This window comes from Marinobacter sp. AN1, from assembly GCF_026013985.1.
Classification (GTDB): Bacteria; Pseudomonadota; Gammaproteobacteria; order Pseudomonadales; family Oleiphilaceae; genus Marinobacter; species Marinobacter segnicrescens.
Genome location: NZ_CP110342.1, coordinates 3,375,361 through 3,399,650, shown reverse-complemented (window position 1 = coordinate 3,399,650; position 24,290 = coordinate 3,375,361). Strand labels below are relative to the sequence as shown.

Below are 24,290 nucleotides of genomic sequence, written 5' to 3'. Positions count from 1 at the left end.
AGGAAGGGGATCGCTTCCCGGTGGAGCGCCCGGACTTCAAATCCGGTGAGGTGCGCAACGCGTGCCTGGTGGGTTCGACTCCCATACCCTTCCGCCATTTCCCGCAACGTCCGCTCCAATACTTCCGGCCAAACGGTACTGCGCTGCGCTCTTTTCCGGCGGCTTGCCCAAGGTGCTCTGCGATCAATGGGGGCAGGACATTCACTGGCAGAGTCACCTTTGATGCGGGTGCTGGAGCCATTCTGGCTCCGGCACCCAGGGATGGCCTTGCGGCCCGATGCTCACCTTAGCTCTGGGGCCTGACCAGGTACTTCTCTCCGGTTGCCATTTTGCCGTAAGCAGAGATGGCATCCAGTTGTAACGCACCGGCCAGGGAGACTTCGTGGGTGTAGTGGCTGGCGAACGTGGTTTTGATCTCGGCGGCTACGCGCTTGCGCATGGCGATGTTGGTGTCCTTGCCCAGTTTTCCCAGCGCATTGAACAACAAAAAGCCGTTCACACCCCAGGCAAAACCAAAGCTGCGGTTCAGGGTGATGGGGCCGCGATCAAGGCCGCCATAGATATAAACCTGCTTGTAGACGTCTGACCCATACACGCTGTACTGAGTCATGTTGCGAGAGACGGCGGCTTCCATGCAGGTGAGGATATCGCTGGCCAGGCGACCGCCACCGATAGGGTCGAAGGCGATGGTCGCGCCGGTGTCGATCAGTGCCTGGGTCAGGTCGGCCATAAAGCTGTCGCTACTGGAGTTGACCACGTATTTGGCACCCTGGTCACGCAGCAGTGCTTCCTGTTCTGGCTTGCGGACGATATTGACCAGGTCCACGCCGTCGGCGATGCAGATGCGGTTGAGCATTTGTCCGAGGTTAGAGGCGGCGGCAGCGTGAACAATCGCCTTGTGTCCCTCTGCTCGCATGGTTTCTACCATGGCCAAGGCCGTCAGCGGATTCACGAAGCTTGAAGCGCCTTCCACTGCGGAGGTACCCGACTCCAGTTCGAGACAGCTTTGCACATTGGCGCAGACATATTTTTTGTAACTACCACCGCCAATGAACGCGACGGTTTTGCCCATCAGGCTTTGCGCAGCGGCGGATGAGCCCGCGGCGACGACGGTACCGGCGCCCTCGTTGCCCACGGGTATGGCCTTGCCAACCCGCTTTTTAACGGCACCCATAAACCTGGCCGGGACATCGGCACTGATGACCGGGCGATCGGCGCTACCGGATTGGCTGGCCGTCTTCATATCCGCCACGCTGAACATCACTCCCAGGTCAGACGGGTTGATAGGAGCGGCTTCAATGCGGATGACGACCTGGTTTTCGCCCGGCTGCGGGATCTCGATGTCGCGCAGGGCAAGTTCCAGTTTGTTGTCTTCGCTGATGGTCGACGTAAGTTCGATATTGGTATCTGACACTTTTTTCTCCTGCAAAAGTTGCGTGGTCTGGTGCTTCGCTACCCGGTATTACCCGATAAAATGAGGGACAAGCGCGTCCGCGCCTGCGGGATCCGGATCGCTGGGCTGTCTGATCGTTGTGATCAATGGGGTTAGAGTAGCTGACTTATTCGATCAATACCCCCAAGAACTGCAGACCACTATCCGGGCAGATAGTAAAACGGCTAACAAGGTGCGCAAATCAAGCCAATCCAACCTTCAACCCGATCAACGCCAGTAACCCGGCCACAACCCGGTTCTGCATCTTTTGCATACCTTTGTGGGAAGCGGTAAACGCTGCAATCTCTTTACCGATCAGCGAATAAACCAGGTCAAATCCCAGACCAATAACGGCGAGGATCAGTCCTAGTGTGGCGAACTGGGAGGCCACGTCCTGTGCCGGTTCGACAAACTGCGGCAGCAGGACCGAGCAGAAAATCAGCGACTTCGGGTTCAGCAGGTTGGTCAGGGCACCCTGGCTGAATGAGCGCAGATATCGGCTGCGGGAGGATTCCGATGCGGCCTCCACAGCTTGCATGGTGGGGGTGTCCAGTGTCAGGAACCGCCACGCCAGGTAGAGCAGGTAGGTTGCGCCGGCCAATCTGATGGCGTGGTAGGCCCAGGGGGTGGTTTGCAGCAGCGCCGCCAGGCCGATTGCAGCGAGCAGTACGTGGAGGGACCTGGCCAGGGCCAGTCCGGTGCTGACCGCCACGGCCTGCCTGGCTCCGCCATTCATGCTGGTACTGAGAACCAGGAGCATGTCGGGGCCGGGTGTCAGGTAGATGGCTACCAGCGTAAAGCAAAACAGGGCCAGGTCACCCATGTGTGCACCCTTATCTCGGAGTGGGGGTGACCAGAATCATATAGCAGATGCTGTGGCGAAAGTTTGCTTAATACGCCAGGAATCAGGCTAATATTGGCCAGAATCACTAAGCTCATCCACGTAAAAGAAGAAAGATGCCAATAATGAAATTTGATCGCTACGACCGCAAAATTCTGGAATCACTCCAGGCAGAAGGGCGTCTGGCCAATATCGACCTGGCAGCCGATATTGGCCTCTCCCCATCCCCCTGCTCAAGGCGTGTGCGCCTGCTTGAAAAGTCCGGCGTTATCAGTGGCTACAGTGCTATCCTGGATCGGGAAAAGGTTGGCCTGAACCTGACGGTGTTCGTTGATATCAAAGTGGAGAAACACGGCGAGAAAGAAGCCGAGGCGTTTCGGGAAGCCGTGAGTCTGTTGCCGGAAGTGGTGATGGCGCACCTGGTATCTGGCCAGTCCGATTTCCACCTGCAGGTCGTGGTACCGGATCTGCGCGCGTATGAGAACTTCCTGACGGGCACCTTGCTGAAATTACCCGGGGTGCGGGATATTCGCAGCAACTTCGCGATTCAGACGGTGAAACCCCAGTCACCATTGCCTTTGCGGCACCTGCCCTGATGTTTGCGACCCGTGGGGCATAAGATAGCCAAGCCAGACACCGGGCCTGTCAGGATGGTCCGCAGCTCAGCGTACGGGTTGCGTAGGCAAGTCCAGCTGTGCCAGTTGCACCGTGAAGTCTGTTTCCTGTTCGGGCGGCAGGCAGCGCAGGTCCAGCAGCAGGGCAGAGTCTTCGATGCGGCCGATAACCGGCTTGGGGAGCTGGCGGAAGCTCGCTTCAAGGCGGTTGAGCACGCCACTGCTACGCCCCCGTGAACGTACCGCGAGGCCAACAGAGGGAAGGCGGTCCACTGGCAACGAACCCGAACCGATCTGGGACCGCAAAGGAACGATCTCCACGTCTACCTCAAGGGCCGCCAGTGCGGATTGAAGGGCTGGCAATACACGCTCGGCGGCTTCACGAATCTCGGTCTCTGGCCGGGTCAGTTGCTGAAGGGTGGTCAGGCGCTGTGCCAACCGGTCCGGATCACGATACAGGCGCAGTACAGCTTCCAGGCTGGCCAGGGTCAGCTTGCCGACGCGCAACGCCCGCTTGAGAGGGTTCCGCCTGATCCGGGCGATCAGGTCGCGGCGGCCGACCAGCATGCCCACCTGTGGGCCGCCGAGCAGCTTGTCACCGGAGAAAGTCACAAGGTCAGCACCGGCTTCGATACTCTCGCGGGGAGTGGGCTCATGGGGCAGTCCCCAATGTTCGAGGTTGGTCAGGGTTCCCGAGCCCAGGTCCACCGTGAAGGGCAATTCATGCTCATGGGCCAGGCTGGCGAGTTCGTGCTCCGGAACAGCGTGCGTGAAGCCCTCAATGGCATAGTTGCTCGTGTGTACTTTCATCAACATGCCGGTACGCGGGCTGATGGCGCCGGCAAAGTCCTTGAGGTGGGTGCGGTTGGTGGTACCGACCTCGACCAGTTTGGCACCGGCGCGCTTCATGATGTCCGGCACCCGGAACGCGCCACCGATTTCCACCAGTTCGCCCCGTGACACTACCACTTTTCTCTTGTGGGCCAGGGTGTTGAGGAGCAGGAACACCGCCGCGGCATTGTTGTTGACGACGGTCGCTGCCTCGGCTCCGGTAAGATCGCAGAGCAGTTGTTCGACCACGTCGTCACGGTCACCCCGTCCACCCTCCTCGATATTGTATTCCAGGGCACAGGGATTGCGGGCCGCCTCAACGAGTGCGGTGATGGCTTCTTCAGGCAGCGAGGCGCGGCCCAGGTTGGTATGCAGGACGGTGCCTGTCAGGTTGAACACCGGGCGCAGGCGGGGCAGGGCCTGGGTCTGGGCTGCTTCGCTAATGCCGTCGATCAGGCTCGATTCCTCGGGAATCGGTGCGCCGTTCCTTCCGGCTTCGCGAACCGCGGCCAACTGGTCGCGAATCAGTCCGGTAATGACGGCGCGACCATGGGCATCAATCAGGGGCTCAATGCGGTCGTGGGCAAGCAGCTGGCTGACCGAGGGCAGCTTCGAAAGTGCATTCATCAGGGGCTTCCTTATCAGGCCAGGCCTTGTTCAGGGCAACAACACCGTAGACCCCGTCGTCTGCCCACTCGCCAGCGCCTCATGGGCCCTGGCGGCATCGGCCAGGGGGAAACGCTGGTTGATATCTGCCGTGATATCGCCGCTGGCCAGCATTTCGAACAGTTCGCCGCACATGGCTTCGAAGCGGGGGCGGGTGTCGGCGTAGCCTGCCAGGCTGGGGCGGGTGACGAACAGGGAGCCTTTCTGGTTGAGGATGCCGATGTTGACGCCGCTTACCGGGCCAGTGGTGTTGCCGAAGCTGACCATCAGGCCGCGCTTCTGAAGGCAATCGAGGGAGGTTTCCCAGGTGTCCTTGCCGACGGAATCATAGACTACCGGCACCATGTCGCCCCCGGTCAGTTCCCGCACCCGCTCGACGATGTTCTCTTCCTTGTAGTTGATGGTCGCCCAGGCGCCATGGTCCAGGGCCAGTTTCGCCTTCTCGGGCCCACTGACGGTGCCGATAAGCTTTGCCCCCAGGGCCCTGGCCCACTGACAGGCGATCAGGCCGACGCCGCCCGCAGCGGCATGAAACAGGATGGTCTCGCCAGCCTTGACCGGCCAGGTCTGGCGCAGCAGGTACTGAACGGTGAGGCCCTTGAGCATGGTGGCAGCAGCGGTTTCGAAATCCACCGCGTCCGGCAACTGGATGGCCTTGTCGGCAGGCAGGACATGTTGCTCCGCATAGGAACCCAGTGGTGCCTGGGCGTAGGCGACCCGGTCACCCACGGCAAAACCGGTGACGCCTTCGCCGACCGCATCGACGACGCCGGCGCCTTCGGTGCCCAGGCCGGAGGGCAGGCCGGGCACCGGGTAGACGCCGGAGCGGAAATAGATCTCGATATAGTTCAGGCCAATGGCCCGGTTACTGACCCGGATTTCCCCCGGGCCGGGCTCCCTGGTGTCCATGTCGAGGAATTCCAGCACTTCCGGCCCGCCGGTGCGGGAAAATCGAATGGCTTTGGTCATAACCGGGCTCCTTCATTGTAGTTTCGATGTTTCGAGACGGTTTCAGTGATAGCGTCGATTCATCATACGCCATATCAAGGAGGTTGGCCTTCAGCCCCCGGAGGGGAGGTGACTCACTGGTGCGCATGCTCAGCCAGTCGGGCCTCGCTGATATCACTGCGGGCGTGGCGGATCACACTGATGCCGGAGGTCACCGCCAGGCTACCGATAATGGCAGCAACAACAAGGTCAGGCCAGGCGGTACCGGTTCCCAGCACGCCCAGGGCCGCTACCATGACGGCCACGTTGCCGATGGCATCGTTGCGGCTGCACAGCCATACCGAGCGCATGTCGGAGTCGCCGCTGCGGTAGCGGAATAATATCCAGGCCACGGCTACGTTGGCCGCGAGCGCAAGGAAGCCCACCGCGCCCATGGTGATGGCTTCCGGGGTGGCCCCGCTTTGCGCGACCCAGATTGCCCGGCCCAGTACCGCCAGGCCGAACAGGGTCATGGTGGCACCCTTGAACATCGCCGCCCGGCCTCGCCAGACCATGCCCATGGACAGGACCGACAGCGACAGCAGGTAATTCGCGCTGTCGCCAAAGAAGTCGATGGCGTCAGCCATCAGCGAAACGGAGCCAGACTGGAGGCTGGCGGCGCCTTCTACCAGGAACATGGTGAGGTTTACCCAGAGGGCAATCCAGAGCGCCCGGCGAAATCCCGGGCTGGGGGTCTTGGGTTCCGGTGCGGAGCAACTGCAGGCCATTTCAATCCTCCCTTGATGGTTTGATGCCATTCAAAGGCCTGTAGGTACTACAGGGTCAAGCCTGGCGGCCAAAAAGGTCTCAGTGGCCATGGCTGCCAGGAATGTGATTGTTGTGGCCAGGGGGCGAGTCCTTGTCCAGGTCCTGGGTAAGGCCTCCGAGAATGCCGCATTCAGCCACGGTGCGGCCCTGGGAGCAGGCCTGCTGCAGGTCACTGAGGGTTTTCTCCAGCGCCCGAAGCTCCTGTAGCCTGGCCCGGACGTGGCCCAGGTGCCGGGCCAGCAGGGCGTCCACTTCGCTGCAGTCGGCGTCGGGCTGGTCCGCCAGGCGAACCAGCTCGCGGATTTCCTCCTGGGCCATGTCCAGGTTGCGGCAGCGGCGGATAAACAGCAGCCGGTCCAGATGCGACTGGCGGTAATTGCGATAGCCGTTGGCCTGGCGATCCGGCGCAGGCAGCAAGCCAATCTTCTCGTAATAACGGATGGTTTCCACCGGGATACCGGACTGTTCCGTCATTTCGCCGATTTTCATGCCTGCCATCCTCTTTGATCAGCCGTTTACCAGGAAGTGTACCCAGATACTGGCACCGTAGCCCAGGGCGATGGCCGGGGTCCATTTCAGGTGGCTCAGGAAGGTGTAATGGCCCCGGGCCTGCCCCATCAAAGCGACCCCGGCGGCAGAACCGACGGAGAGCAGGCTGCCGCCGACACCCGCAGTCAGGGTGACCAGTAGCCATTGCAGTTCCGGCATGTCAGGGTTCATGGTCAGTACGGCAAACATCACCGGAATATTATCGACCAGTGAGGAGATAACGCCGATCATCACGTTCGCTGTGGTGGGGCCAAGGTCCACGTAGAGGGTGTTGGACATCAGGCCCAGATAGCCGATAAACCCTAACCCGCCAACGGCCAGGATGACCCCGTAGAAGAAGAACAGGGTGTCCCACTCCGAGCGGGCAATATGGGCAAACACATCGAAACTGTGCTCACTGGAACTGTCACCGGGTGGGGTTTCCGAGGATTCCTGCCACTGATATTCCTCGTGGCGCTTGAGGAAGTAACCGAAGATCTTCAGGTAGGCAAGGCCCGTCATCATGCCGAAGACCGGCGGAATATGCAGGAACTGGTGAAAACTGATGGCGGTGGCAATAGTCGCCAGGAAAAGCCCACAGATTACCAGCCCCCCGGGGCGCAATACCCTGTTGTGGCTCTCCGGGGCCATGGGTTGTCCCTTGGGCAGGGCCAGGTGCATGAGCAGGGCAGGTACCAGGAAGTTTACCAGGCTGGGCAGGAACAGCTGGAAGAAGTCCTGGAACGGCAGAATGCCTTTCTGCCAGACCATCAGTGTGGTGATGTCGCCGAAGGGGCTGAATGCACCACCGGCATTGGCGCCGACCACGATGTTGATGCACGCCAGGGAGACAAACGCCGGGCTGTCCCGGCCAACGGCCATGACCACTGCGCACATGATCAGCGCGGTGGTCAGGTTGTCCGCCACTGGCGAAATCAGGAAGGCCAGGCTACCGGTAATCCAGAACAGCCGGCGATAGCCAAAGCCCTTGCCCAACAGCCATATGCGCAGCTGGTCAAAGACACCCCGTTCCAGCATGGCATTAATGTAGGTCATTGCCACCAGCAGGAAGAAAAAGAGCTCGGCGTACTCCAGGAAGTTGTGGCGGATGGCTTCCTCCACCTCACCGGTCACGCCCGCGTTGCTATAGACAACGGCCAGCAGGATCCAGATCAGGCCAGCGGCCATCAGCATGGGCTTGGACTTGGCGAGGTGAATTTTCTCTTCCAGCATGACCAGGATGTAGCCGATCACGAAGATGGCGATGGCAAGGTAGCCCGCCGGGTGATGGATAAGGTTAAGTGCGCGGGTGGTTTCGGCCGCCCACGCGGAACCGGATACCGACAACAAGCCAACTGCCGGCAACAACAGGTGTTTTTTCATTCGTTTACTCCGGGGATTGCCCCGATCAATGTTGATGCGAAACGGGAATCAGACGCTGAGGGCGAAGTCGGGAGGTGGCGCCCTTGGGAGCCCGGGGTAGACGGAGCGACGGGAGGCCGGTCGAGTTGCTCCGCTATTGATCGTCGCTTCGGTGATCCGGATCTCCGGAGGGCGGCTTGGGACCGGAGGAGGTCCCATGATATCGCCGGAAATACCGTCGGCAGACAGGCTGTTGGCAATCAGGCATTCATCTGCGCTGCTGGCCTGGCCGGGACCGCCGGTGTCGTTGGTCAGCCTGTCCGGTACGCCCCACAGCACCATGCCCGACAACACAAGGAATGCAGCCAGTTGACGCAGGGTGGTCGGGGCGGTTTTCGTTGCGGGCACGGGCAATACCTGATGCTGTGGACATCCGGGCGGGCACAGGGGGCGCCGACAGCCCGGTTCTGGTGGACGCTATATCTATCACACCGCGTCGGACCCGCATAGGGCTATTTAGCGATGGCGACGGTATTCCCGTAGGACCGTCAGTGATGGAACCCGGGCGCCCTTGCGTGACGCGGGACCGGTGCGCCGGGCAGGGCCGCAATGGCCTCGAGGCCGCCAAGGCGGCTGCGGTCGAAGGCCAGTGATCCGCCATGGCTGTCGATTACCCGGCGGACCGCCGGCAGACCGCGGCCGGGGGCCTGGTCCGGTTTCGCCCGGAAGTCTTCCTCGCCGAGGTGTGATGCCAGTTCAGGGTCTAAACCGGGGCCATCATCGGCTACGCCAAACACCAGCATGTTGCCCTTGATCGCCAGGAAGATGTTCACCTGGGAGGCCGCCCATTTACCCGCGTTATCCAGCAATTCGCCGAAGACTTCGGTCAGCTCCGCCTCACGGATGGACCAGGGAACGTCTTCGGTCACATCGGTAATCAGCTCAAAGTTCACGTCTGGATACCGATGACCCAGTATCGCGATAAGCTTGCGGCATTTGCGGGCCGGGAAGGACTCGTTCTTGCGGGGTGTGGGCTTTGCAGGTTCCGCGGGCTGCGCACGCGTGCCATGGGGAGGCCCGGGCCTGTCCACGGGCTGGTTACCGGTGGCGCTTCCCTGTTCTGGTTGGGTGGTTTTTCGAGGGTCTGGTTTGGGCTCGGGCTCGGGAATTGCCTCCTCGGCCTCGGCAAGGGCTTGTTCCAGGTCTGCGTCCAGTTCCCGCAGGGAAACTTCCAGGTCCCGCTCGTCCGGCTGTGTTCGCGGAGCTGGCTCAGGTGCCGGTTCCGCAGTTCGTGGCTGGTGTCCCTCTGGCGGTAATACCGGACGGGGCGTTCGTGCTGGCTCCGGGTTCCGCCTGGCTGCCGGCTCGGGGCTGGGTGGTGGAGCAGGTTCAGGCGGTTGTGATGGCGCAACCGTGAGGTCCGGGGCCGGAGCAGAGACTCCCGGTTGCGGTTTCGGTCGTTCGTCGTGGCTTGACGTGGCCCCCGCCGGATCTTTCAGGGCCGATTGCAGGATCCGGTTCAGCAGCTGCACCAGCGGGTGCATTTCCCGGGGCGCATCCGTCAGCTGGCTGCGATGGCCTTTCTGAAAATCCATCACGTCCTGCTGCAGGTTTCGCAGGTGAGTGCGGAACAGGCTCAGGGACAGCAGGGCGGTGACCGAGAGCAAAACCAGCATCCCCAGACCCAGGGCGATCCAGCCCAGCAGGCCATCCTGTACGTTGCAGATCCACGGCGCAAAGCCTCGCTCGGTGCAATTGAGCAGCAACGGGCGGTCCAGCCAAGGCCCGATTTTACTATCCACCACCCAGGCCACCAGGGTAAAGGTCACCGCAAAGGGTGCCACCATGAGAAACAGGCTGGCGCGTATGGAGCGGCTCATAACAGGTACATCTCCCTTACACTTCGGACTTCCCTGGATTCGGACGAAGGGGTATCTGACCCCAGTGGAATATTGTGAACCACCGGAGCCCGGGAGGACATTACGGGTGAGACAGGGTCAGGAAACGGAAGCTGACGGCCCTGCTCAGGAACGGGCCTGGCGGGCCAGCTGGACCAGGTCCTCGGTGATCTGGTCGGTGGGCAGGTCCGAGCGCAACAGCAGCCGGGCGTTACCCTGGCCATCAAACACATAGATGGCCGCACTGTGGGAGACGTTGTAATTACCCCTCTCATCGGGCTCATCGTAACCGAAGGTGGTGCGGTACCGCTTGGCCAGTTTTCGCAGGGTGGGTTCGTCTGCTGTCAGGCCCACGGTGCGATCGTAGAAGAAATTCACATACTCTCCAAGCCGCTCCGGCGTGTCCCGTTTCGGGTCGACGCTGACAAACAGGGGGGTAACATCGTCCTGAAGGTCTGCAGGCATCGCCTTGATCGCCCGGGTCAGTTTGGACAGGGTGGCGGGGCAGACGTCCGGGCAATTGGTAAAGCCGAAGAACATCAGGCGCACCTGGCCCTGGTATTCCTCGGCAGTGACCGTTTCGCCGTCGCTGCGGGTCAGCGTGAACTCAAGGTCCGGCAGCATCCCGTCGATTTCCTTGGCGTTCCACTGTTGTTCTTCATCCAGGCAGCCTGTCAGCACCAGCGCCAGGCCTGCGATCACCAGGGATCGGGCGAAAAGGGTTATGAATTTCATGGTGTTACTTCCTCTGCAACGTGCCGTCGGGGTCTGGGACGGTCGTCCCGCATGGCCCGGCCGATCAGGATCAGGATACCGACCACACTCATCATGGCTGGCGGAATCCAGGTCAGAATGCCGCCGATAAGCTGGTCGTCTATGGGCGACATGGGCCAGGCACGGCCGCACACTTCGTACACGTCGTAGACCATGCCCCGGTTAAAGACGATCCAGGCCCCCAGCACCATCTGTGGTACTGCCACCAGTACCAGCAGCAGGATTCGCTTGCCGTAACCCAGGGACGGGGTGTCGTGGGGAGAGCGCGGGTCAAAGATCAGCCACCAGAACAGCAGGCCATCCAGCAGCATGCTCCAGTTCATCACCCAGTACAGGTCACGGCTGAGCATGGCGTCGAAGTGGATGGGCGGCCATAGCCAGAAATACACCAGCCCCGCAAACAGGAACGCAGCAATGAACGGCTGTTGCAGTGCGTTGTAACCCCAGCGGATGGGCAGCACCCAGGCGCCCATGGCCGGTGCCAGCTGCCGGTGCCAGAAGCGCAGTATCGGCAAGGGGTTGGACAGGGCAATCAGTACCGGCCCCAGGTGGTGCAGAATCAGATGCTGACCCCGGTGGATAAAGAACATGTACTGGGCGTAGTAGTCGAACCGGGTCTGCATCACCGCATAGCACAGCAGCAGGCCCAGGAAGAATGCGAAGATGCGCACCGGTCCGGGTTTTTCTTCACCGGGCAGGGCCCGAAGCGCCACGATATAGCCGCTGGCCACCAAAAGGTAGGCCAGTATTGTCAGTGGCGAGAAATCGTAGGGTAGCAGCAGGTTCCAGTTCATGGGTGGAGCTCGGGTGATTGGCCTGTTGTTATTGGAGTGCCTCAGGCATCCGAGAATAGCAACATAGTCTGAGCAGCGGAACCCCGGCTTCAGAACAGGGTAAGTTGCTGTTCGTTCTCGCTGGATTTCGCTACTGGTCGCCGGTGCTGGTGTTGCCGCCGACGACTGCCATGGCGGGCCAGCACACGTTCGGTCTCTTCGGCGTTTACCCTGTGCCGGATAAATTCCCCCATGGCCTGGCGTGCCTCCCGGGCGGCCTGCTCATGGTCACAGACCGGGTCGATGTACTGGTCGCCACCGAAGCGTTGCTTCTGGCTGAAGGTCATCTGCCAGGGAGCGTGGATGAATTCGTTGGGTACCCCTTCCAGTTCCGGCAGCCAGCGGCGGATAAAGGTACCTTCCGGGTCCAGTTTGCGGCTCTGGAGCACCGGGTTGTAGATGCGCAGGGCGTTGATGCCGGTGAGGCCGGACTGCATCTGGGCCTGGGGGTAGTGAATGCCCGGTTCAAAGTCGGTAAACAATCGTGCCAGGTGCAGGGCCGGCTCGCGCCAGTGCAGCCAGAGCTGGTAGCTGGCAATGGCCATGAGCATGGCCCGCATGCGGAAATTGATCCAGCCGGTATGGTGCAGCGCCCGCATACAGGCATCCACCAGCGGCCAGCCGGTCTGGCCCTGCTGCCAGCGCTGCAGGCGTTCCGAATCGTCCGGGCCAGTCTTGAGCTGCTCCATATCCCGGTGCAGGGCGCGGAACTCAAGCTCCGGCTCGTCTTCCAGTTTCTGGATAAAGTGGCAGTGCCAGTGCAGGCGGGAACGGAAGCTGGCCAGGCTGCGCTGCTTGCGGGGCAGGCTGCTTTGGTGATTCCCCGTCGCCCGTGCCTGCTGATACACATGCCGCAGGCTGACCGTGCCGTAAGCCAGGTGAGGGCTCAGGCGGGAGCAGGCCCTGGGGGCCGTGTTGGGGCTGGAGATCTTGTATTGGTAACCGGCAACCCGCCGGTCGAGGAACGACGCCAGCAATTTCTCGCCATGGCCGCTACCGCCGGCCTGGCGGTCCGGGCTGGGCATGCCGTGGGAGATATCCGGCATCGACAGGGTGGCGATATCCGGCCAGTCGCGGAACTGGTCTGCCGGCATGGGCAGGTGCTCCGGCGGCGCGAGCACCGGAGCGGTCATCAGGGACTGCCATCGGCTGTCCCACTCATCCCGGTCCGGCAGCGGGCGCACGACGCCGGATTGCTGCCATTCCCGGTATTCGGTGCCGTGGCTGCGACACCAGCCCAGCACCGCCCGATCCCGGTCAAACGTCCACTGCCCGCCGGTCTCCTGGTGGCAGAAGATGCGCCCGATGCCATAGTGGGCGTGCAGGGTGCCCAGCACATCGAGAGCGTCGCCGTGGATGACCAGCAGGCGGCTACCCACCTTGCGAAGCTGGCGGTCCAGGTCTTCCAGGGATTCGCGGATAAACCCCCAGTGACGTTCGCTGGTGTCCGGCAGTTGCCAGTACCCGGGTTCCACCACATAAAGGGGGATGACCGGCCGGCCGTGCGCAGCGGCTTCTACCAGTGGGGCATGGTCGTGGGTGCGCAGGTCACGCTTGAACCAGACAACCGTTGTCATTGGGTGGAGGCTCCGGGGTTTTGCCGGTTACGTCGACAGCGTTCGCTGCAGTAGCGTACCTGTGGCCAGTCGCGGGCCCATTTCCGGCGCCAGCTGAACGGGCGCAGGCAAACGGGACAGGTCTTGCTGGGTAAGCGGCTTTTTTTGTGCATCGTGGCAGTTTGGGTTTTACTGAGAGACAACAAAACCTTACGTTCGGTTCCCGGAAACGGGTCTGTGAAGAATCCTGCAAGGAGATTCCCCGATGGCGCGATTCAGTGACTGTCTGCCACCGCCTTCCGTTATGGTGTTTGACTGGCACGGCACCCTGGTGGATACCCACGACGCCATGTTCAGCGCCATGGAGGACATGCTGCCGCAGCTGGAAGACCTGGGCCTGGTAGGGCGGCTGCTGCCGGAGGATCAGTGCCGTACGCCGGATGATGCCCGGCTGGTGCGCTATATCCGTATCTTCCGTCGCCTGCATCCGCGCATCCTGGCGGAACGCCGTGTCAGCCGCACGGATATTTTCAACGCCATCTTCGGAGATGACCGGGAAGCCAAGCTCATTGCCCACAGGGCCTATAACGATTGCTATCGCAAGTATTTCGGCCAGGTGAAACCGTTCCAGCCCGGCGCCTATGAATACCTTTCGGCACTCAAGGCCATGGGAATCCGGCTGGCGGTGTCCACCAACCGCAACCGGGAGTTCCTGGACAAGGAGCTGCGCATGGTGGATGAAGGCCGCTGGGCAAACCTGTTCGATGCCACCGTCTGCGCCGACGACGTAACGGAATACAAGCCGGATCCGCAGGTGATTCTCAAGGCCCTGGAGAAACTGGGTCTGCCAGCGGACGAGCGAGCCTGGTACGTGGGCGACAGCTATGTGGACATGCTCACGGCCAACAAGGCGGGTGTCTCCGGTGTGTTTTATAACGGCGCCGCCTGGGATCCCGGGCGTATCGACAGCTGGTTCAGCCACCGGGATGCGCCGGCGGCGATCCTGGACAGCTTCGAGGACCTGATGGACCTGCTGGCCCTGCTGGAACGTAGCCATCCCGAGGCCTTGACGGTCACCCCGGCGGAAGCGCGGCCACGCCCGTTCCCGCCCCCTGAGCGTCCGCAGCCCCGCATCGAGCCGGACTGGCACCCGGCGGTGGTCAAGCTGATCCGGCCCGCGGTCGTCCTGTTCGACTGGCACGCCACCCTGGTGGACACCCTGGACGCCATGTACCACGCGGTGGACGATATGCTGCCTGAGTTCAGTGAACTGGGCCTGATGGACCGGATGCTGGCGCCGGAGGACAGCAAGACACCGGACGATGCGCGCCTCGTGGCCTATGTGCGTGAGTTCGCCCGGCTACACCCGAAAGTGCGAGCGGACCGCAAAATCTCACGCACTGACATCTTCGAGGTGCTGTTTGGCGAAGACCAGGAGGCCAAGCAGATAGCCCACAAGGCGTTCAACCGCCATTACCGGGAACACTACGGCACGGTCAAGGCCTTCGAGCCCCGGGTGCGGGATGTGCTGGAGGGGCTTCGGCGCCTGGGTATCCAGGTAGGCGTCATCACCAACCGGGACCGGGAGTTTTTCGAGCACGAACTGGCGGCGGTGGAGGGTACTGGCTGGACAGAGCTGTTTGACGTGGATGTGTGCGGTGACGACACCCCCTTGCGCAAGCCTCACCCGGACCAGTTACTGCTGGCCATCCAGAAACTGGATTATCCGCCGGACCCCAGCGTCTGGTACGTGGGGGACAGTACCACGGATGTGATCGCCGCCAAGCGGGCCGGGCTTACCTCGGTGTTTTTCAATGGCGCCCAGTGGGACCAGCCCTGGCTCAACAAGATCTTTCCGGGTACCCACAAGCACCCGGACAAGCCGGATGTGGTGGTCAATGATTTCTCGGAATTCTGGGCGCTGGTGCTGGCCTGCGAAGAAGGGCCTCCCTGAGAGGGGGAGACCTCAAAGCTCGTCCAGGTGGTCCAGCAGCCAGTTGGCCCGCTCCAGGGTGGCCTGGCGGTGGTCCGGGTCTTGCCGCTGCCAGTTGCGGTACATCATGACCATGCGTGGATTGCGGCTGAAATCGTCTTTGTGGCGGTCCAGGAAGTGCCAGTACAGGGCGTTGAACGGGCAGGCGTCGTCTTCCGTGGTGTGGTTGACGTTGTACCGGCACTGACTGCAGTAATCGGACATGCGGTTAATATACTTGCCGCTGGCGGCGTAGGGCTTGGAACCCAGGTAACCGCCGTCCGCGTGCATCACCATGCCCAGGGTGTTCGGTAGCTCGACCCAGTCGTAGGCGTCGGCATAGACCGCCAGGTACCAGTCGCAGATCTCCTCCGGTTTGATGCCGGCCAGCAGGGCAAAGTTGCCGGTGACCATGAGCCGTTGTATGTGGTGGGCATAGCCGTTGCGCCGGGTACTGTCGATGGTCCGGTGCAGGCAGTGCATGCCGGTGTCGCCACTCCAGTAGAACCAGGGCAGGGGGCGATCATTGCCCAGGCGGTTCTCTTTGGCATAAGTGGGCATTTTCAGCCAGTAGATACCTCTCACGAACTCCCGCCAGCCGATAATCTGGCGGATAAAACCCTCCACCGCGTTGAGTGGTGCCTGACCCGCATACCAGGCCCGTTCGGCGGCTTCACACACCTCCATGGGGTCCAGCAGGCCACAGTTCAGGTAGGGGGACAGGATGGCGTGGAACAGCCAGTCCTCCTGGTCCGCCATGGCATCCTGGTAGTCGCCGAAACAGGGCAGGGCGAAGTCGATAAAGTGATCCAGGGCCTGCCGGGCCTGTTCGGCGGTAACGGCAAAGTGAAAGTCGTCGGTGGTGCCAAAGTGGTCACTGAAGTGGCGATCTACCAATGACATTACGTCCCGGGTGATGTCGTCCGGCTCCACCCGGAACGGTGCCGGGGCCGGTGGCTGGCCCTTCCACTTGCGCCGGTTGTCGGCGTCGTAGTTCCAGTGGCCCCCTTCCGGCTCGTCGCCTGGCGTCATCAGCAGGCCGCTCTTGCGGCGCATCTCCCGGTAGAAGAATTCCATGCGCAACTGTTTGCGACCCTCGGCCCAGCGGGCGAACTCGTCCTTGCTGGCAAGAAAGCGACGATCCGGGCGGATTTCCACGGGAACCCCAAGGGTTTCGTGCCATTGGCGGATCTGGTTATCCAGTCGCCATTCGCCGCATTCAGTGGTCACAAGTTTATCCGGGCTGAGCGACAATACCTGCTCCTGTACAACCGATAGCAGGTCCTCGTGGGGTGAGTCAGGGCCATACTCGTGGTAGATGACCTGCCAGCCTTTCGCCTGCAGTTCTCGGGCGAAGTGGCGCATGGCGCTGAACACCAGCACCAGCTTCTTCTTGTGGTGGTTGGTATAACTGGCCTCGTCGTGCACTTCCGCCATGACAACACGGTCGTGGGCAGGATCGGCCCCGTCCAGGGCAGAGAGGTGGTGACTGAGCTGGTCGCCAAGAATCAGGATCAGGTTTGCCATGGTCTATTCCTTAAGGGATACCCGAAGTACGCCATCAGCCCAAGGGTGGTTCAGCTCCCATCCCCTTATAATGAACCTGACGTCGGTCAAGATGTCCCCACGCTGGTTATCCTAGACTGGCCGACCACCATGCACCCGTCAGATCGAGTATTGCCATGCCCGCTTCCCCGGCCACTGCCGAATCCACACTGCCTGAATTTATCTGGGATGAAGCCCTGATCCGTCGCTACGACCTGAGCGGCCCCCGGTACACGTCCTACCCGACAGCGGTGGAGTTTACGCCGGACTTCCGGGTGGACGATATGGTGAAGGCAGCCGGTCGCAGCAAGGCGGCGGGTGGTCCGGTGTCGCTGTACACCCACCTGCCGTTCTGTGCACACCTCTGTTACTACTGCGCCTGCAACAAGGTCATCACCAAGAAGCGTGACAAGGCCATGCCCTATGTGGAGCGGGTGCTGAAGGAAGCGGCTATCCAGTCAAAGCTGTTCGGCGCTGACCGCCCGGTCCAGCAACTGCACTGGGGCGGTGGCACCCCGACCTTCCTGCCGAAGGATGTGATGGAGCACCTGATGGCGGGCTACGGCGAACTGTTCAACCTGCAGTCCGGCGATGACCGGGACTACAGTGTGGAGATCGACCCCCGGGAAGTGGATGAAGACACCCTGCCGACCCTGTGGAAGCTGGGCTTCAACCGCATCAGCCTGGGCGTGCAGGATGTGAATCCGGTGGTGCAGAAAGCGGTCAACCGCATCCAGCCCCGGGAGATGACCGAGGGCGTGCTTAACGAGGCCCGCCGCATCGGCTTCCGTTCCATCAACCTGGACCTGATTTACGGGCTGCCGTACCAGACCCCGGAAAGCTTCGCCGAAACCCTGGAGTCGGTGATCGAGATGTCGCCGGATCGTCTCTCGGTATTCAGCTATGCCCACCTGCCGGACCGGTTCTATCCCCAGACCCGTATCCAGGGGGATACGCTGCCCAGCCCGCAGCAGAAGCTGACCATTCTTCACAACACCATCAACCGCCTGCTGGAGGCCGGTTACGAATACATTGGCATGGACCACTTTGCCAAGCCGGACGACTCCCTCGCAGTCGCCCAGCGGGAAGGCCGGCTGCACCGGAACTTCCAGGGCTACACGACCCATGCGGACTGCGACCTGGTCTCTCTCGGTGTGTCAGCGATTGGTCAGACCGATGATGCCTACTTCCAGAACAACCACGACCTGCCGGCCTGGGAACAGGCCATCGACGCGGGTCAGTTGGCCACCATTCGCGGTGTCGGCCTGACCCGGGACGACCAGATCCGCCGCTGGGTAATCGGCCAGCTGATCTGCCAGTTCCGCCTGGACCGTGAACAGTTCCAGGCCGCCTGGGGTGCAGACTTTGACAGCTACTTTACGGACGAACTGCGTCGCCTGAAGCCGATGATCCAGGATGAATTGATTGGCGATGATGGCCGTGTGCTGCAGGTTCAGCCTGCCGGCCGGCTGCTGATCCGGGCCATCTGCCAGATTTTCGATCTTTATCGGAAGGAAGGGGCTTCTCAGCGGTTCTCTCGGATTATCTGACTTCGGCTTCAGGGTTGGGTTCAATTGCCTGTGGGTTATGGAGTTTGGGTTCGTAGCCTGCGGGTTATGGAGGTCGGCTTCGTAGCCTGTGGGTTTTGGGGGCGGTGTAAGGCTGGGGGAGGTCTTTCGCCGCCGCGTTGGAGGGGCGTCCTGCCACCCCAACGCTGCCGCGACATCCATGTCGCTGCTCTGAAAGACCTCCCCCATCCTCACACCCGTGACCTTTTGGATATCTCAACGGTTACTGTCAGCTCCGATTCTGGTTAACCAGGCGAAGGTACCGAATACCCTTATTTCCATTAGTCCTTGCCGGCGGCCAGCAGGCAGTCTGACGGCGATGGGGCAAGGGCGCTTTTGGAGCTGCGACAGGATGTCGCTTTAGCAAGGTCGGCGAATTGGCCACACGGGACACTCGGGACGGGCCGTGAATTGCGGCGTAAAAAGCGCCCTTGCGCCAGCGCCAGCCCCGCCTTCAGACTGCAAACTCCTAAAGCTGGCACTAAGCGCCAATCCCTGTCGAACGCTAATATTACGCCCACTAAAGACTGGACTCTGTGCCGGTTTTCTCGTATGGTCTGCCGCTCCCTCATTCTGACCCCGGATTTCTGCCCGAAAACCGGCGATTTGTCAGATTTTCGCATCCAAAAGCTTGAACACTGCACGGCACAATGCTGCGCCGGCCAGTTCAGTATTCGATTTTGAGGAGTGCAAATATCATGACGTCTAAAGAACTGTGTGAGCTGCTGCCACACCTGAGCTTCCCTTAGCCTCACTGAAACCGGGCTGGAAAAGCCCACCCTGCCCGTTAACACCCTACGCGGGAAACCCCAGACCCCTGTGCCTGGCGGCCGCCAATGATTGGCCCGGCCCCGGAGGGATACCTGTGTTTCAGAAAAAGAGGCCCTGACTTGAACGAGAACGGATTTACCCAGTTTTCTACACTTACCGTGTTGTTATTGCTTGCTGCCTTCTATGGCGGCACGTACCTCCTTACCCTGCTGATCCGCAAGGACAAAGAGGACACCTCCGGCTTTATGGTGGCCGGCCACCATGTTGGCTTCGGCATGGGGGCAGCCAGTATGACCGCCACCTGGATCTGGGCTGCGTCTTTCTACGCTGCGGCCACGTCCGGCTACACCTATGGCGTTTCCGGCCCTATCCATTACGGGCTCTGGGGCGCGTTGATGATCCTTTTCATCTATCCCTTTGGTCGCCGTTTCCGCAAACTGGCACCGAATGGGCATACCCTGGGTGAACTGATCCATGCCCGCCATGGCGCATCCAGCCAGATGATCCTGGCCGTTTCCAATATCCTCGGCAGTGTGATCAGCCTCATGGTCAACTTCACGGCGGCAGGCGCCCTGGTATCCGTGTTGTCACCGCTGTCCTTTGAAACCGGAGTGATCGTGGCCGGGGTCGGGGTGCTGGCCTACACGCTCACCTCGGGTTTCCGGGCTTCCGTATTTACCGACTTTGCCCAGCTGGTGGCACTGATGGCCATCGCCATTATCATTATCCCGGCGGTGCTGTTCTCCGCAGGTGGCCCCTCGGTCATGGTGGAGGGGCTCAGCCGGCTGACTGACGAGCAGGCCAACCTGTTTTCCGTGGAAGCCATCCTGCACCAGGGTGCTCCCTTCTTTGTGGCCGTGTTGGCCTATGCCATTGGTAACCAGACCATTTCCCAGCGACTGTTCGCAGTACGCGAGAAACACATCAAGTCCACCTTCGTGACAGCAACCATCGGCTACGGCGCCATTGTGATCGGCCTGGGCATGATCGGCCTGATGGCGCTGTCAGTCGGTATGGAACCCATTGACGGAAAAATGAATAACCTGATCCCGCAGATGGTTTCCACGTACCTGTCACCGGTCTTCGTCGCCCTGTTCTTTGTCCTTGTGATCGGCTCGCTGTCCTCCACGGCGGACTCGGACCTGTCGGCCCTCTCCACCATCATGATGGCGGACGTGTATGGCAAGAACATCGCAGGTGATAACCCCAGCCCTCGCGTCATGATGCTGGTGGGCCGTATCACCATGATCGTGGCCACGGTTGCCGGGCTGATCTTCGCCAGCTTCTCGCTGGATATCCTGGTCATGCTGGTGTTCGTCGGCGCATTGTGGGGCGCCATTGTGTTTCCGGTCATCGTCAGTTGTTACTGGGACCGGGTGACCAATGCGGCGTTTACCTGGTCCGTGGTGGCAGCCATGGCGCTGTTCTGCATTGCGCGCTTTGAGTTGCTGGAAATGACCGGCCTGACCGTGCTGTTTTTCGAGAGTCTTGCGTCGGTCGGCGGTGCGGTAGTGATTGGCCTGATGGTGTTCGGCTTCTTTGGCCGTGCCGCGGGGCTGGTTGCCGGGGTGATTACCCTGGCAGCGATGCTGGTGTTTGCCACTGGTTTCCTGCGGGACTATATGGTGCTGGTGGCTTCACTGACCGCCTATGGCGCCAGCGCGGTGGTGTGCACTGCCATGACCCTGTTCAGCAAGGAGCGTTTTGACTTTGACCTGATCGCCCAGCGTGTCGGTGACTACGACAACGTCGAGGACGAATCCTACATGGTACCGGAGGCAGCAAAATGAACAGCGAACTTGTCTATGGAGCCTACATCCTCATCTGGCCGGCCCTGACCCTGGGCGTGCTTGGCGTTATCTGCTGGGCCGTCGCCCGGGATGTGCGCAAGGCGAAAAGCTCGGATGAGGACCTGCTGTAACCCGGCGGGACTTCCTGTGACCCGTCCTAATATACGTTGACGGTTTTTGTTGAAGCCAGCGGCCTAGGGTTGCTGGCTTTTTCATGCACCTCTTGGGGCGTTTTCATGCCGAGACTGAGGTGTGGCCTGTAGGTATTATAGGCAGCAATGGACTCCTTGATCAGTACACCCAACTCGGCAAAGGTTCGACATCGGTTGATAAGAAACTCTTGCTTGAGGATGCCGTTGATCCGTTCAGCAAGAGCGTTCTGGTAGCAATCATACCCATCGGTCATCGATGGCCGAATCTGATGTTTCCGTAGCACGCTTTGGTACAGAGAAGAGCAATATTGGAGGCCTCGATCCGAATGATGTATGAGGGGCTGATCGGTCATACGGTGACGGACTGCCTGGTTCAACGCGGCCACGGTATCGGAAGCTTTCATTTCATGGCTGAGGTTATGGCCCACGATCTTGCGTGAGAAGGCATCCGTAATCAGGGATAGATAATGCACCCCCTCACCTGTTTCAACGTAGGTGATATCGCTCACGAAGACCTGCTCCGGGCGATGCAGCTCACATCCTGCCAGCAGGTTAGGATGCTTCCTCATCCAATGGCGGCTGTTGGTTGTTTTCGTATAGTTTTTCTTCGGGCGGACCAGTAACTGGTGCTGACGAAGGTAATCAAACAAACCATCTCGGCCAAGCTTGATGCCAAGGGCTTGAAATTCTTCGTGCAGCAGATAATACAGCTTGCGTGTTCCTAATCGTGGCAATCGTTTTCGAATCTGCTGCACAAGAACTTTAACCGGCTCCAGTTGAATCTGACGCATTCTCCGCCGCTGAAGACGTTGATAAATCCCCTGGCGTGATACTCCAAAGAGCGAACAGCTTTTGCTCAGGCTCACTTTGCCTTTTGCTTGCAGCGTGCGCGCTCCTTGGATAAATACTTTTTTCGCAGGCCGGCTCCGTAATCCCGATCCATGATATCGACCATTTCATTGAGCAGGAGGTTGCGAAGACGCTCATCTTCCAGCTCTTTTTCCAGTCGCTTTATCTTCTGCTCGGGCGTTTCCTGGGATCGGTTCATGGGCGAGCTCCTGGGCAAGGACCAGTCCAATTTACCATGCTTCCGAAGCCACGTGAGAACCGTACTGCGACCCTGGATACCGTAGGTCTTTTGCGCCTGTTTGTAGGTGAGCTCGCCTTTTTCGACCTGATCAACAACCGCTAATTTAAAGCCGAGGTTGTAATCACGCTGCGTGCGCTTCTTGCGGGTGGGAGTGATGTTGTCCATCTGTGCATCTCCAGATGACAACGTATTTCAGGACGGGACACTGAAAGGCAAAAAGCCCGGTCGTGATGGCCGGGCTTTTTGCTATCCGGGGTAGGTTGCCCCGCTACGCCTCAGGATGCGACCTTGAACTCGTTGGCCAGGTCCTGCAGCGCGCGGGCCAGGCGGGCCTGCTCGGTGGTTACCTGGGTGATCTCCTGTGACCCGGTGAGGGTCAGGATGGCGGACTCGCTGACACTTTCCATATTGCCCGCCAGTTCGCGGGTGACCGACACCTGCTGCTCCGACGCCGTAGCAATCTGGGTCGCCATGTCAGAGATGCTGTTCACGTCCATCAGGATGTCGGCAAAGGTCTGCTCCATCTGCTCTGCCTGGGAGCTGGTCTGATTCGCCAGCTTGTGGCTGGCAATGATGGAACGGCTGGCGCTGTCGGTAATGTTCTTGAAGCCGTTGATGATTTCCTCGATCTGCGTCGTGGACTCGTGGGTCTGTTGTGCCAGCGTACGAACCTCATCGGCAACCACTGCAAAGCCGCGACCATGTTCTCCGGCCCGGGCAGCCTCGATGGCGGCGTTGAGGGCCAGCAGGTTGGTCTGGTCGGCCACCTTGCGGATGACGTCGACGACGTCGCTGATGGTGCTGCTGCGGTTCTCCAGTTCCTCGATTACCTGGTTCACCTCCTGCACCGAGCCGGCCAGGTCGCGTATCTGGCGGACGCTGGAATGCAGGACCTGCTCACCGGTGCGGCTCTTTTCCATGGCGCTGCTGGACGCATCCGCCACCTGCTGGGTGTTGCGGGAGATTTCCTCGGACGTCGCAGACATCTCCTCGGTGGCCGCGGCCACCTGCTCGATCTGTTGCTGCTGGTCTTTCACCTGGGAGGTGTTCTGGTTGGCGGTGGAGCTGGTCTCCTCGGTGGCGGTGGCCAGTTGCACGCTGGCCTTGTCGATTTGGGCCAGGGCCTCTCCGAACCGGTTAAACAGCCCATTGATCGCCTTGGCGATGGTGCCGGTTTCGTCGTTACTGGAGACTGGAATCTCCCGGGTCAGGTCCTTTTCATCCATGGCGTACTGCACACCGGTCAGCAGTTGGTTTACCTGCCGGTGGATGGCATGGATGATGATGGTCATCAGGACGATCACGAACACAATGGCTGCGCCCGCGATCACCGAGGCGCTGATCAGGTCATTTCTGGCCCCGGCAACTGCCGTTGCTGCCATGACCTCAACCTGGGTCAGCATTTCCTGGCGGATAGTGTTCAGTGCGTCGATGGCACGGGTGGATGTTTCGAACCACTCGTTGGCATCCAGTGCGTACATGCCAGATGCACTGCTGAGCAGGCTCTCCCGTTGGGCATGAAGTGCCTGCACTTCAGTGCCAGCTACGAATCCGCCCAGTTTTCGCCGCAAGGGGTCATCAGAGGCAAGCATGTCAATGGCAGTTCGGTACCAGGCATTCTGCTCTCCGTTCAGTGCTGCGACCCGCCCCACCGCGGGGAGGTCGAAATCACCGGAGCGGATCAGCGCGGCGCCTGCAGCCCGCGCCCTGCCTGCCATCTCGGAGGTTTGTGCCAGGGCGTAATAGGCGTTGATCTCACGGGTAAGCTCTGCATCGGTGGCACGACGGACCAGCAGGGGAACCCGGTCGACAATTTCGGTAACCAGCCCTGTGTAGCGGCTTGCGGCCTCGCTGCCATTCAGGCTACGGCGATCGACATCCTTCCGGAGTGAGGTGAGGCGATTAAGCTCTGTCTCCAAGCGGTCAATACTCTCTGTCACGGCTCCATCAAAACTGGTGTCAGACAACAATGCCTGCAATTCCGAACGATAGTCGCTCAGGGCGGCGTTGGTCTGCTGGCGCTGGCTTTCCAGTACTCGCCAAGCTTGCTGCTCGGCGTCGGAGCGTGGTTCCGTAGCTAATGCCACCGCCGAGCGGCCACGTTCTTTCTGTAAGGTCTCCACAAGTGGATCACCCATTTCCGCCAGGTTCACCATGGCCTGCAACTGGCTCATATTCCTGTACTCGGCGGCATTTTCGGTAATGCTGCCAATGGCGAACAACATGATGACAAGAAGCGCCGGCACCACCAGTGTGATCAGCTTGCCGCGCATGGAAAGGTTGTTGATGAAGTTCATGGGTCTGCCCCTTCA

Annotated in this window: 21 protein-coding genes and 1 tRNA gene; 6 read left to right on the top strand and 16 right to left on the bottom strand. The window is 60.6% G+C overall.

Annotated elements, in window-relative coordinates:
* Window position 1 precedes the first annotated feature (1 nt).
* Window positions 2–97 (top strand) — tRNA-Sec (locus LJ360_RS15595).
* A gap of 189 nt (window positions 98–286) precedes the next feature.
* On the opposite strand, the gene LJ360_RS15590 is transcribed toward LJ360_RS15595, so the two are convergent.
* Together LJ360_RS15590 and LJ360_RS15585 are read right to left on the bottom strand one after the other, a co-directional pair.
* Window positions 287–1,414 (bottom strand): zinc-binding dehydrogenase, encoded by a 1,128-nt coding sequence (locus LJ360_RS15590; RefSeq protein WP_091850091.1) that lies wholly within the window; start codon window positions 1,412–1,414, stop codon window positions 287–289.
* Window positions 1,415–1,634: 220 nt separating this feature from the next.
* Window positions 1,635–2,255: a LysE family translocator gene (locus tag LJ360_RS15585; protein WP_091850089.1), complete on the bottom strand. Its 621-nt coding sequence runs from the start codon at window positions 2,253–2,255 to the stop codon at window positions 1,635–1,637.
* Window positions 2,256–2,389: 134 nt separating this feature from the next.
* Between LJ360_RS15585 and LJ360_RS15580 the strand changes: the two genes are divergently transcribed.
* Entirely contained in the window at window positions 2,390–2,869 is a 480-nt protein-coding gene (locus LJ360_RS15580; protein WP_091850087.1) for an Lrp/AsnC family transcriptional regulator, read from the top strand.
* Window positions 2,870–2,935: 66 nt separating this feature from the next.
* Here the strand turns inward: LJ360_RS15580 and selA are convergent, their stop codons facing one another.
* The 11 genes from selA to LJ360_RS15525 form a co-directional block, all read right to left on the bottom strand.
* Window positions 2,936–4,360 (bottom strand): L-seryl-tRNA(Sec) selenium transferase, encoded by a 1,425-nt coding sequence (gene selA / locus LJ360_RS15575; protein ID WP_413774434.1) that lies wholly within the window; start codon window positions 4,358–4,360, stop codon window positions 2,936–2,938.
* A gap of 15 nt (window positions 4,361–4,375) precedes the next feature.
* Window positions 4,376–5,353 carry an NADPH:quinone reductase gene (locus LJ360_RS15570; RefSeq protein WP_091850083.1) on the bottom strand — a complete coding sequence of 326 codons (978 nt, stop codon included), beginning with the start codon at window positions 5,351–5,353 and terminating at the stop codon, window positions 4,376–4,378.
* Between the two features lie 113 nt (window positions 5,354–5,466).
* Window positions 5,467–6,099 (bottom strand): cation transporter, encoded by a 633-nt coding sequence (locus tag LJ360_RS15565; RefSeq protein ID WP_091850081.1) that lies wholly within the window; start codon window positions 6,097–6,099, stop codon window positions 5,467–5,469.
* A 79-nt stretch (window positions 6,100–6,178) separates the two neighbouring features.
* Complete coding sequence (gene cadR, locus LJ360_RS15560) at window positions 6,179–6,628, bottom strand: Cd(II)/Pb(II)-responsive transcriptional regulator (protein ID WP_091850079.1); 450 nt, start codon at window positions 6,626–6,628, stop codon at window positions 6,179–6,181.
* Window positions 6,629–6,646: 18 nt separating this feature from the next.
* The gene (nhaD, locus tag LJ360_RS15555) at window positions 6,647–8,050 is read right to left on the bottom strand and encodes a sodium:proton antiporter NhaD (protein ID WP_091850077.1); all 1,404 of its coding nucleotides are present in this window, start codon (window positions 8,048–8,050) and stop codon (window positions 6,647–6,649) included.
* 48 nt (window positions 8,051–8,098) lie between these two features.
* On the bottom strand, window positions 8,099–8,437 hold the full coding sequence (locus LJ360_RS15550) for a hypothetical protein (protein WP_091850075.1): 339 nt from the start codon (window positions 8,435–8,437) through the stop codon (window positions 8,099–8,101).
* Between the two features lie 140 nt (window positions 8,438–8,577).
* Window positions 8,578–9,909 (bottom strand): ATP-binding protein, encoded by a 1,332-nt coding sequence (locus LJ360_RS15545; RefSeq protein ID WP_091850073.1) that lies wholly within the window; start codon window positions 9,907–9,909, stop codon window positions 8,578–8,580.
* A gap of 144 nt (window positions 9,910–10,053) precedes the next feature.
* Entirely contained in the window at window positions 10,054–10,662 is a 609-nt protein-coding gene (locus LJ360_RS15540) for an SCO family protein (protein WP_091850072.1), read from the bottom strand.
* On the bottom strand, window positions 10,659–11,495 hold the full coding sequence (locus tag LJ360_RS15535) for a cytochrome c oxidase assembly protein (protein WP_091850070.1): 837 nt from the start codon (window positions 11,493–11,495) through the stop codon (window positions 10,659–10,661). Before LJ360_RS15535 ends, LJ360_RS15540 begins: the two co-directional genes overlap by 4 nt.
* A gap of 89 nt (window positions 11,496–11,584) precedes the next feature.
* Window positions 11,585–13,111 carry an FAD-binding domain-containing protein gene (locus LJ360_RS15530; protein ID WP_091850068.1) on the bottom strand — a complete coding sequence of 509 codons (1,527 nt, stop codon included), beginning with the start codon at window positions 13,109–13,111 and terminating at the stop codon, window positions 11,585–11,587.
* Window positions 13,108–13,263: a DUF2256 domain-containing protein gene (locus LJ360_RS15525; RefSeq protein ID WP_091850066.1), complete on the bottom strand. Its 156-nt coding sequence runs from the start codon at window positions 13,261–13,263 to the stop codon at window positions 13,108–13,110. The genes LJ360_RS15530 and LJ360_RS15525 overlap by 4 nt, the downstream gene beginning before the upstream one ends.
* 92 nt (window positions 13,264–13,355) lie before the next feature.
* On the opposite strand from LJ360_RS15525, the gene LJ360_RS15520 reads away from it, so the two are divergent.
* A complete protein-coding gene (locus tag LJ360_RS15520) occupies window positions 13,356–15,044 on the top strand; it encodes an HAD family hydrolase (protein ID WP_091850064.1) in 1,689 nt (562 codons plus the stop codon).
* Between the two features lie 12 nt (window positions 15,045–15,056).
* Here the strand turns inward: LJ360_RS15520 and LJ360_RS15515 are convergent, their stop codons facing one another.
* Entirely contained in the window at window positions 15,057–16,589 is a 1,533-nt protein-coding gene (locus LJ360_RS15515) for a cryptochrome/photolyase family protein (protein ID WP_091850062.1), read from the bottom strand.
* A gap of 155 nt (window positions 16,590–16,744) precedes the next feature.
* Between LJ360_RS15515 and hemN the strand changes: the two genes are divergently transcribed.
* The 3 genes from hemN to LJ360_RS15500 all read left to right on the top strand — a co-directional run bounded on the left by hemN (window position 16,745) and on the right by LJ360_RS15500 (window position 20,867).
* Window positions 16,745–18,157: an oxygen-independent coproporphyrinogen III oxidase gene (gene hemN, locus LJ360_RS15510; RefSeq protein WP_091850060.1), complete on the top strand. Its 1,413-nt coding sequence runs from the start codon at window positions 16,745–16,747 to the stop codon at window positions 18,155–18,157.
* A 908-nt stretch (window positions 18,158–19,065) separates the two neighbouring features.
* Window positions 19,066–20,736, top strand: coding sequence for a sodium:solute symporter family protein (locus LJ360_RS15505; RefSeq protein WP_091850058.1), 1,671 nt, complete (start codon window positions 19,066–19,068; stop codon window positions 20,734–20,736).
* Window positions 20,733–20,867 carry a putative transporter small subunit gene (locus LJ360_RS15500; protein ID WP_218144789.1) on the top strand — a complete coding sequence of 45 codons (135 nt, stop codon included), beginning with the start codon at window positions 20,733–20,735 and terminating at the stop codon, window positions 20,865–20,867. The genes LJ360_RS15505 and LJ360_RS15500 overlap by 4 nt, the downstream gene beginning before the upstream one ends.
* Window positions 20,868–20,893: 26 nt before the next feature.
* Here the strand turns inward: LJ360_RS15500 and LJ360_RS15495 are convergent.
* Both LJ360_RS15495 and LJ360_RS15490 read right to left on the bottom strand, forming a co-directional pair.
* A protein-coding gene (locus tag LJ360_RS15495) for an IS3 family transposase (RefSeq protein ID WP_413774373.1) occupies window positions 20,894–22,143 on the bottom strand; the annotation gives its coding sequence in 2 pieces (ribosomal slippage) (window positions 20,894–21,781 and window positions 21,784–22,143; 1,248 coding nt in all).
* 110 nt (window positions 22,144–22,253) lie between these two features.
* Complete coding sequence (locus LJ360_RS15490) at window positions 22,254–24,275, bottom strand: methyl-accepting chemotaxis protein (protein ID WP_091850056.1); 2,022 nt, start codon at window positions 24,273–24,275, stop codon at window positions 22,254–22,256.
* Between the last annotated feature and the right edge of the window lie 15 nt (window positions 24,276–24,290).

What these genes read in the sequence shown, in the direction of transcription:
- LJ360_RS15585 (WP_091850089.1), bottom strand. Translation starts at nt 2,255, where the DNA reads ATGGGTGACCTGGCCCTGTTTTGCTTTACGCTGGTAGCCATCTACCTG.
- LJ360_RS15580 (WP_091850087.1), top strand. Translation starts at nt 2,390, where the DNA reads ATGCCAATAATGAAATTTGATCGCTACGACCGCAAAATTCTGGAATCA.
- LJ360_RS15570 (WP_091850083.1), bottom strand. Translation starts at nt 5,353, where the DNA reads ATGACCAAAGCCATTCGATTTTCCCGCACCGGCGGGCCGGAAGTGCTG.
- LJ360_RS15565 (WP_091850081.1), bottom strand. Translation starts at nt 6,099, where the DNA reads ATGGCCTGCAGTTGCTCCGCACCGGAACCCAAGACCCCCAGCCCGGGA.
- cadR (WP_091850079.1), bottom strand. Translation starts at nt 6,628, where the DNA reads ATGAAAATCGGCGAAATGACGGAACAGTCCGGTATCCCGGTGGAAACC.
- nhaD (WP_091850077.1), bottom strand. Translation starts at nt 8,050, where the DNA reads ATGAAAAAACACCTGTTGTTGCCGGCAGTTGGCTTGTTGTCGGTATCC.
- LJ360_RS15545 (WP_091850073.1), bottom strand. Translation starts at nt 9,909, where the DNA reads ATGAGCCGCTCCATACGCGCCAGCCTGTTTCTCATGGTGGCACCCTTT.
- LJ360_RS15540 (WP_091850072.1), bottom strand. Translation starts at nt 10,662, where the DNA reads ATGAAATTCATAACCCTTTTCGCCCGATCCCTGGTGATCGCAGGCCTG.
- LJ360_RS15535 (WP_091850070.1), bottom strand. Translation starts at nt 11,495, where the DNA reads ATGAACTGGAACCTGCTGCTACCCTACGATTTCTCGCCACTGACAATA.
- LJ360_RS15530 (WP_091850068.1), bottom strand. Translation starts at nt 13,111, where the DNA reads ATGACAACGGTTGTCTGGTTCAAGCGTGACCTGCGCACCCACGACCAT.
- LJ360_RS15525 (WP_091850066.1), bottom strand. Translation starts at nt 13,263, where the DNA reads ATGCACAAAAAAAGCCGCTTACCCAGCAAGACCTGTCCCGTTTGCCTG.
- LJ360_RS15520 (WP_091850064.1), top strand. Translation starts at nt 13,356, where the DNA reads ATGGCGCGATTCAGTGACTGTCTGCCACCGCCTTCCGTTATGGTGTTT.
- LJ360_RS15515 (WP_091850062.1), bottom strand. Translation starts at nt 16,589, where the DNA reads ATGGCAAACCTGATCCTGATTCTTGGCGACCAGCTCAGTCACCACCTC.
- hemN (WP_091850060.1), top strand. Translation starts at nt 16,745, where the DNA reads ATGCCCGCTTCCCCGGCCACTGCCGAATCCACACTGCCTGAATTTATC.
- LJ360_RS15500 (WP_218144789.1), top strand. Translation starts at nt 20,733, where the DNA reads ATGAACAGCGAACTTGTCTATGGAGCCTACATCCTCATCTGGCCGGCC.
- LJ360_RS15490 (WP_091850056.1), bottom strand. Translation starts at nt 24,275, where the DNA reads ATGAACTTCATCAACAACCTTTCCATGCGCGGCAAGCTGATCACACTG.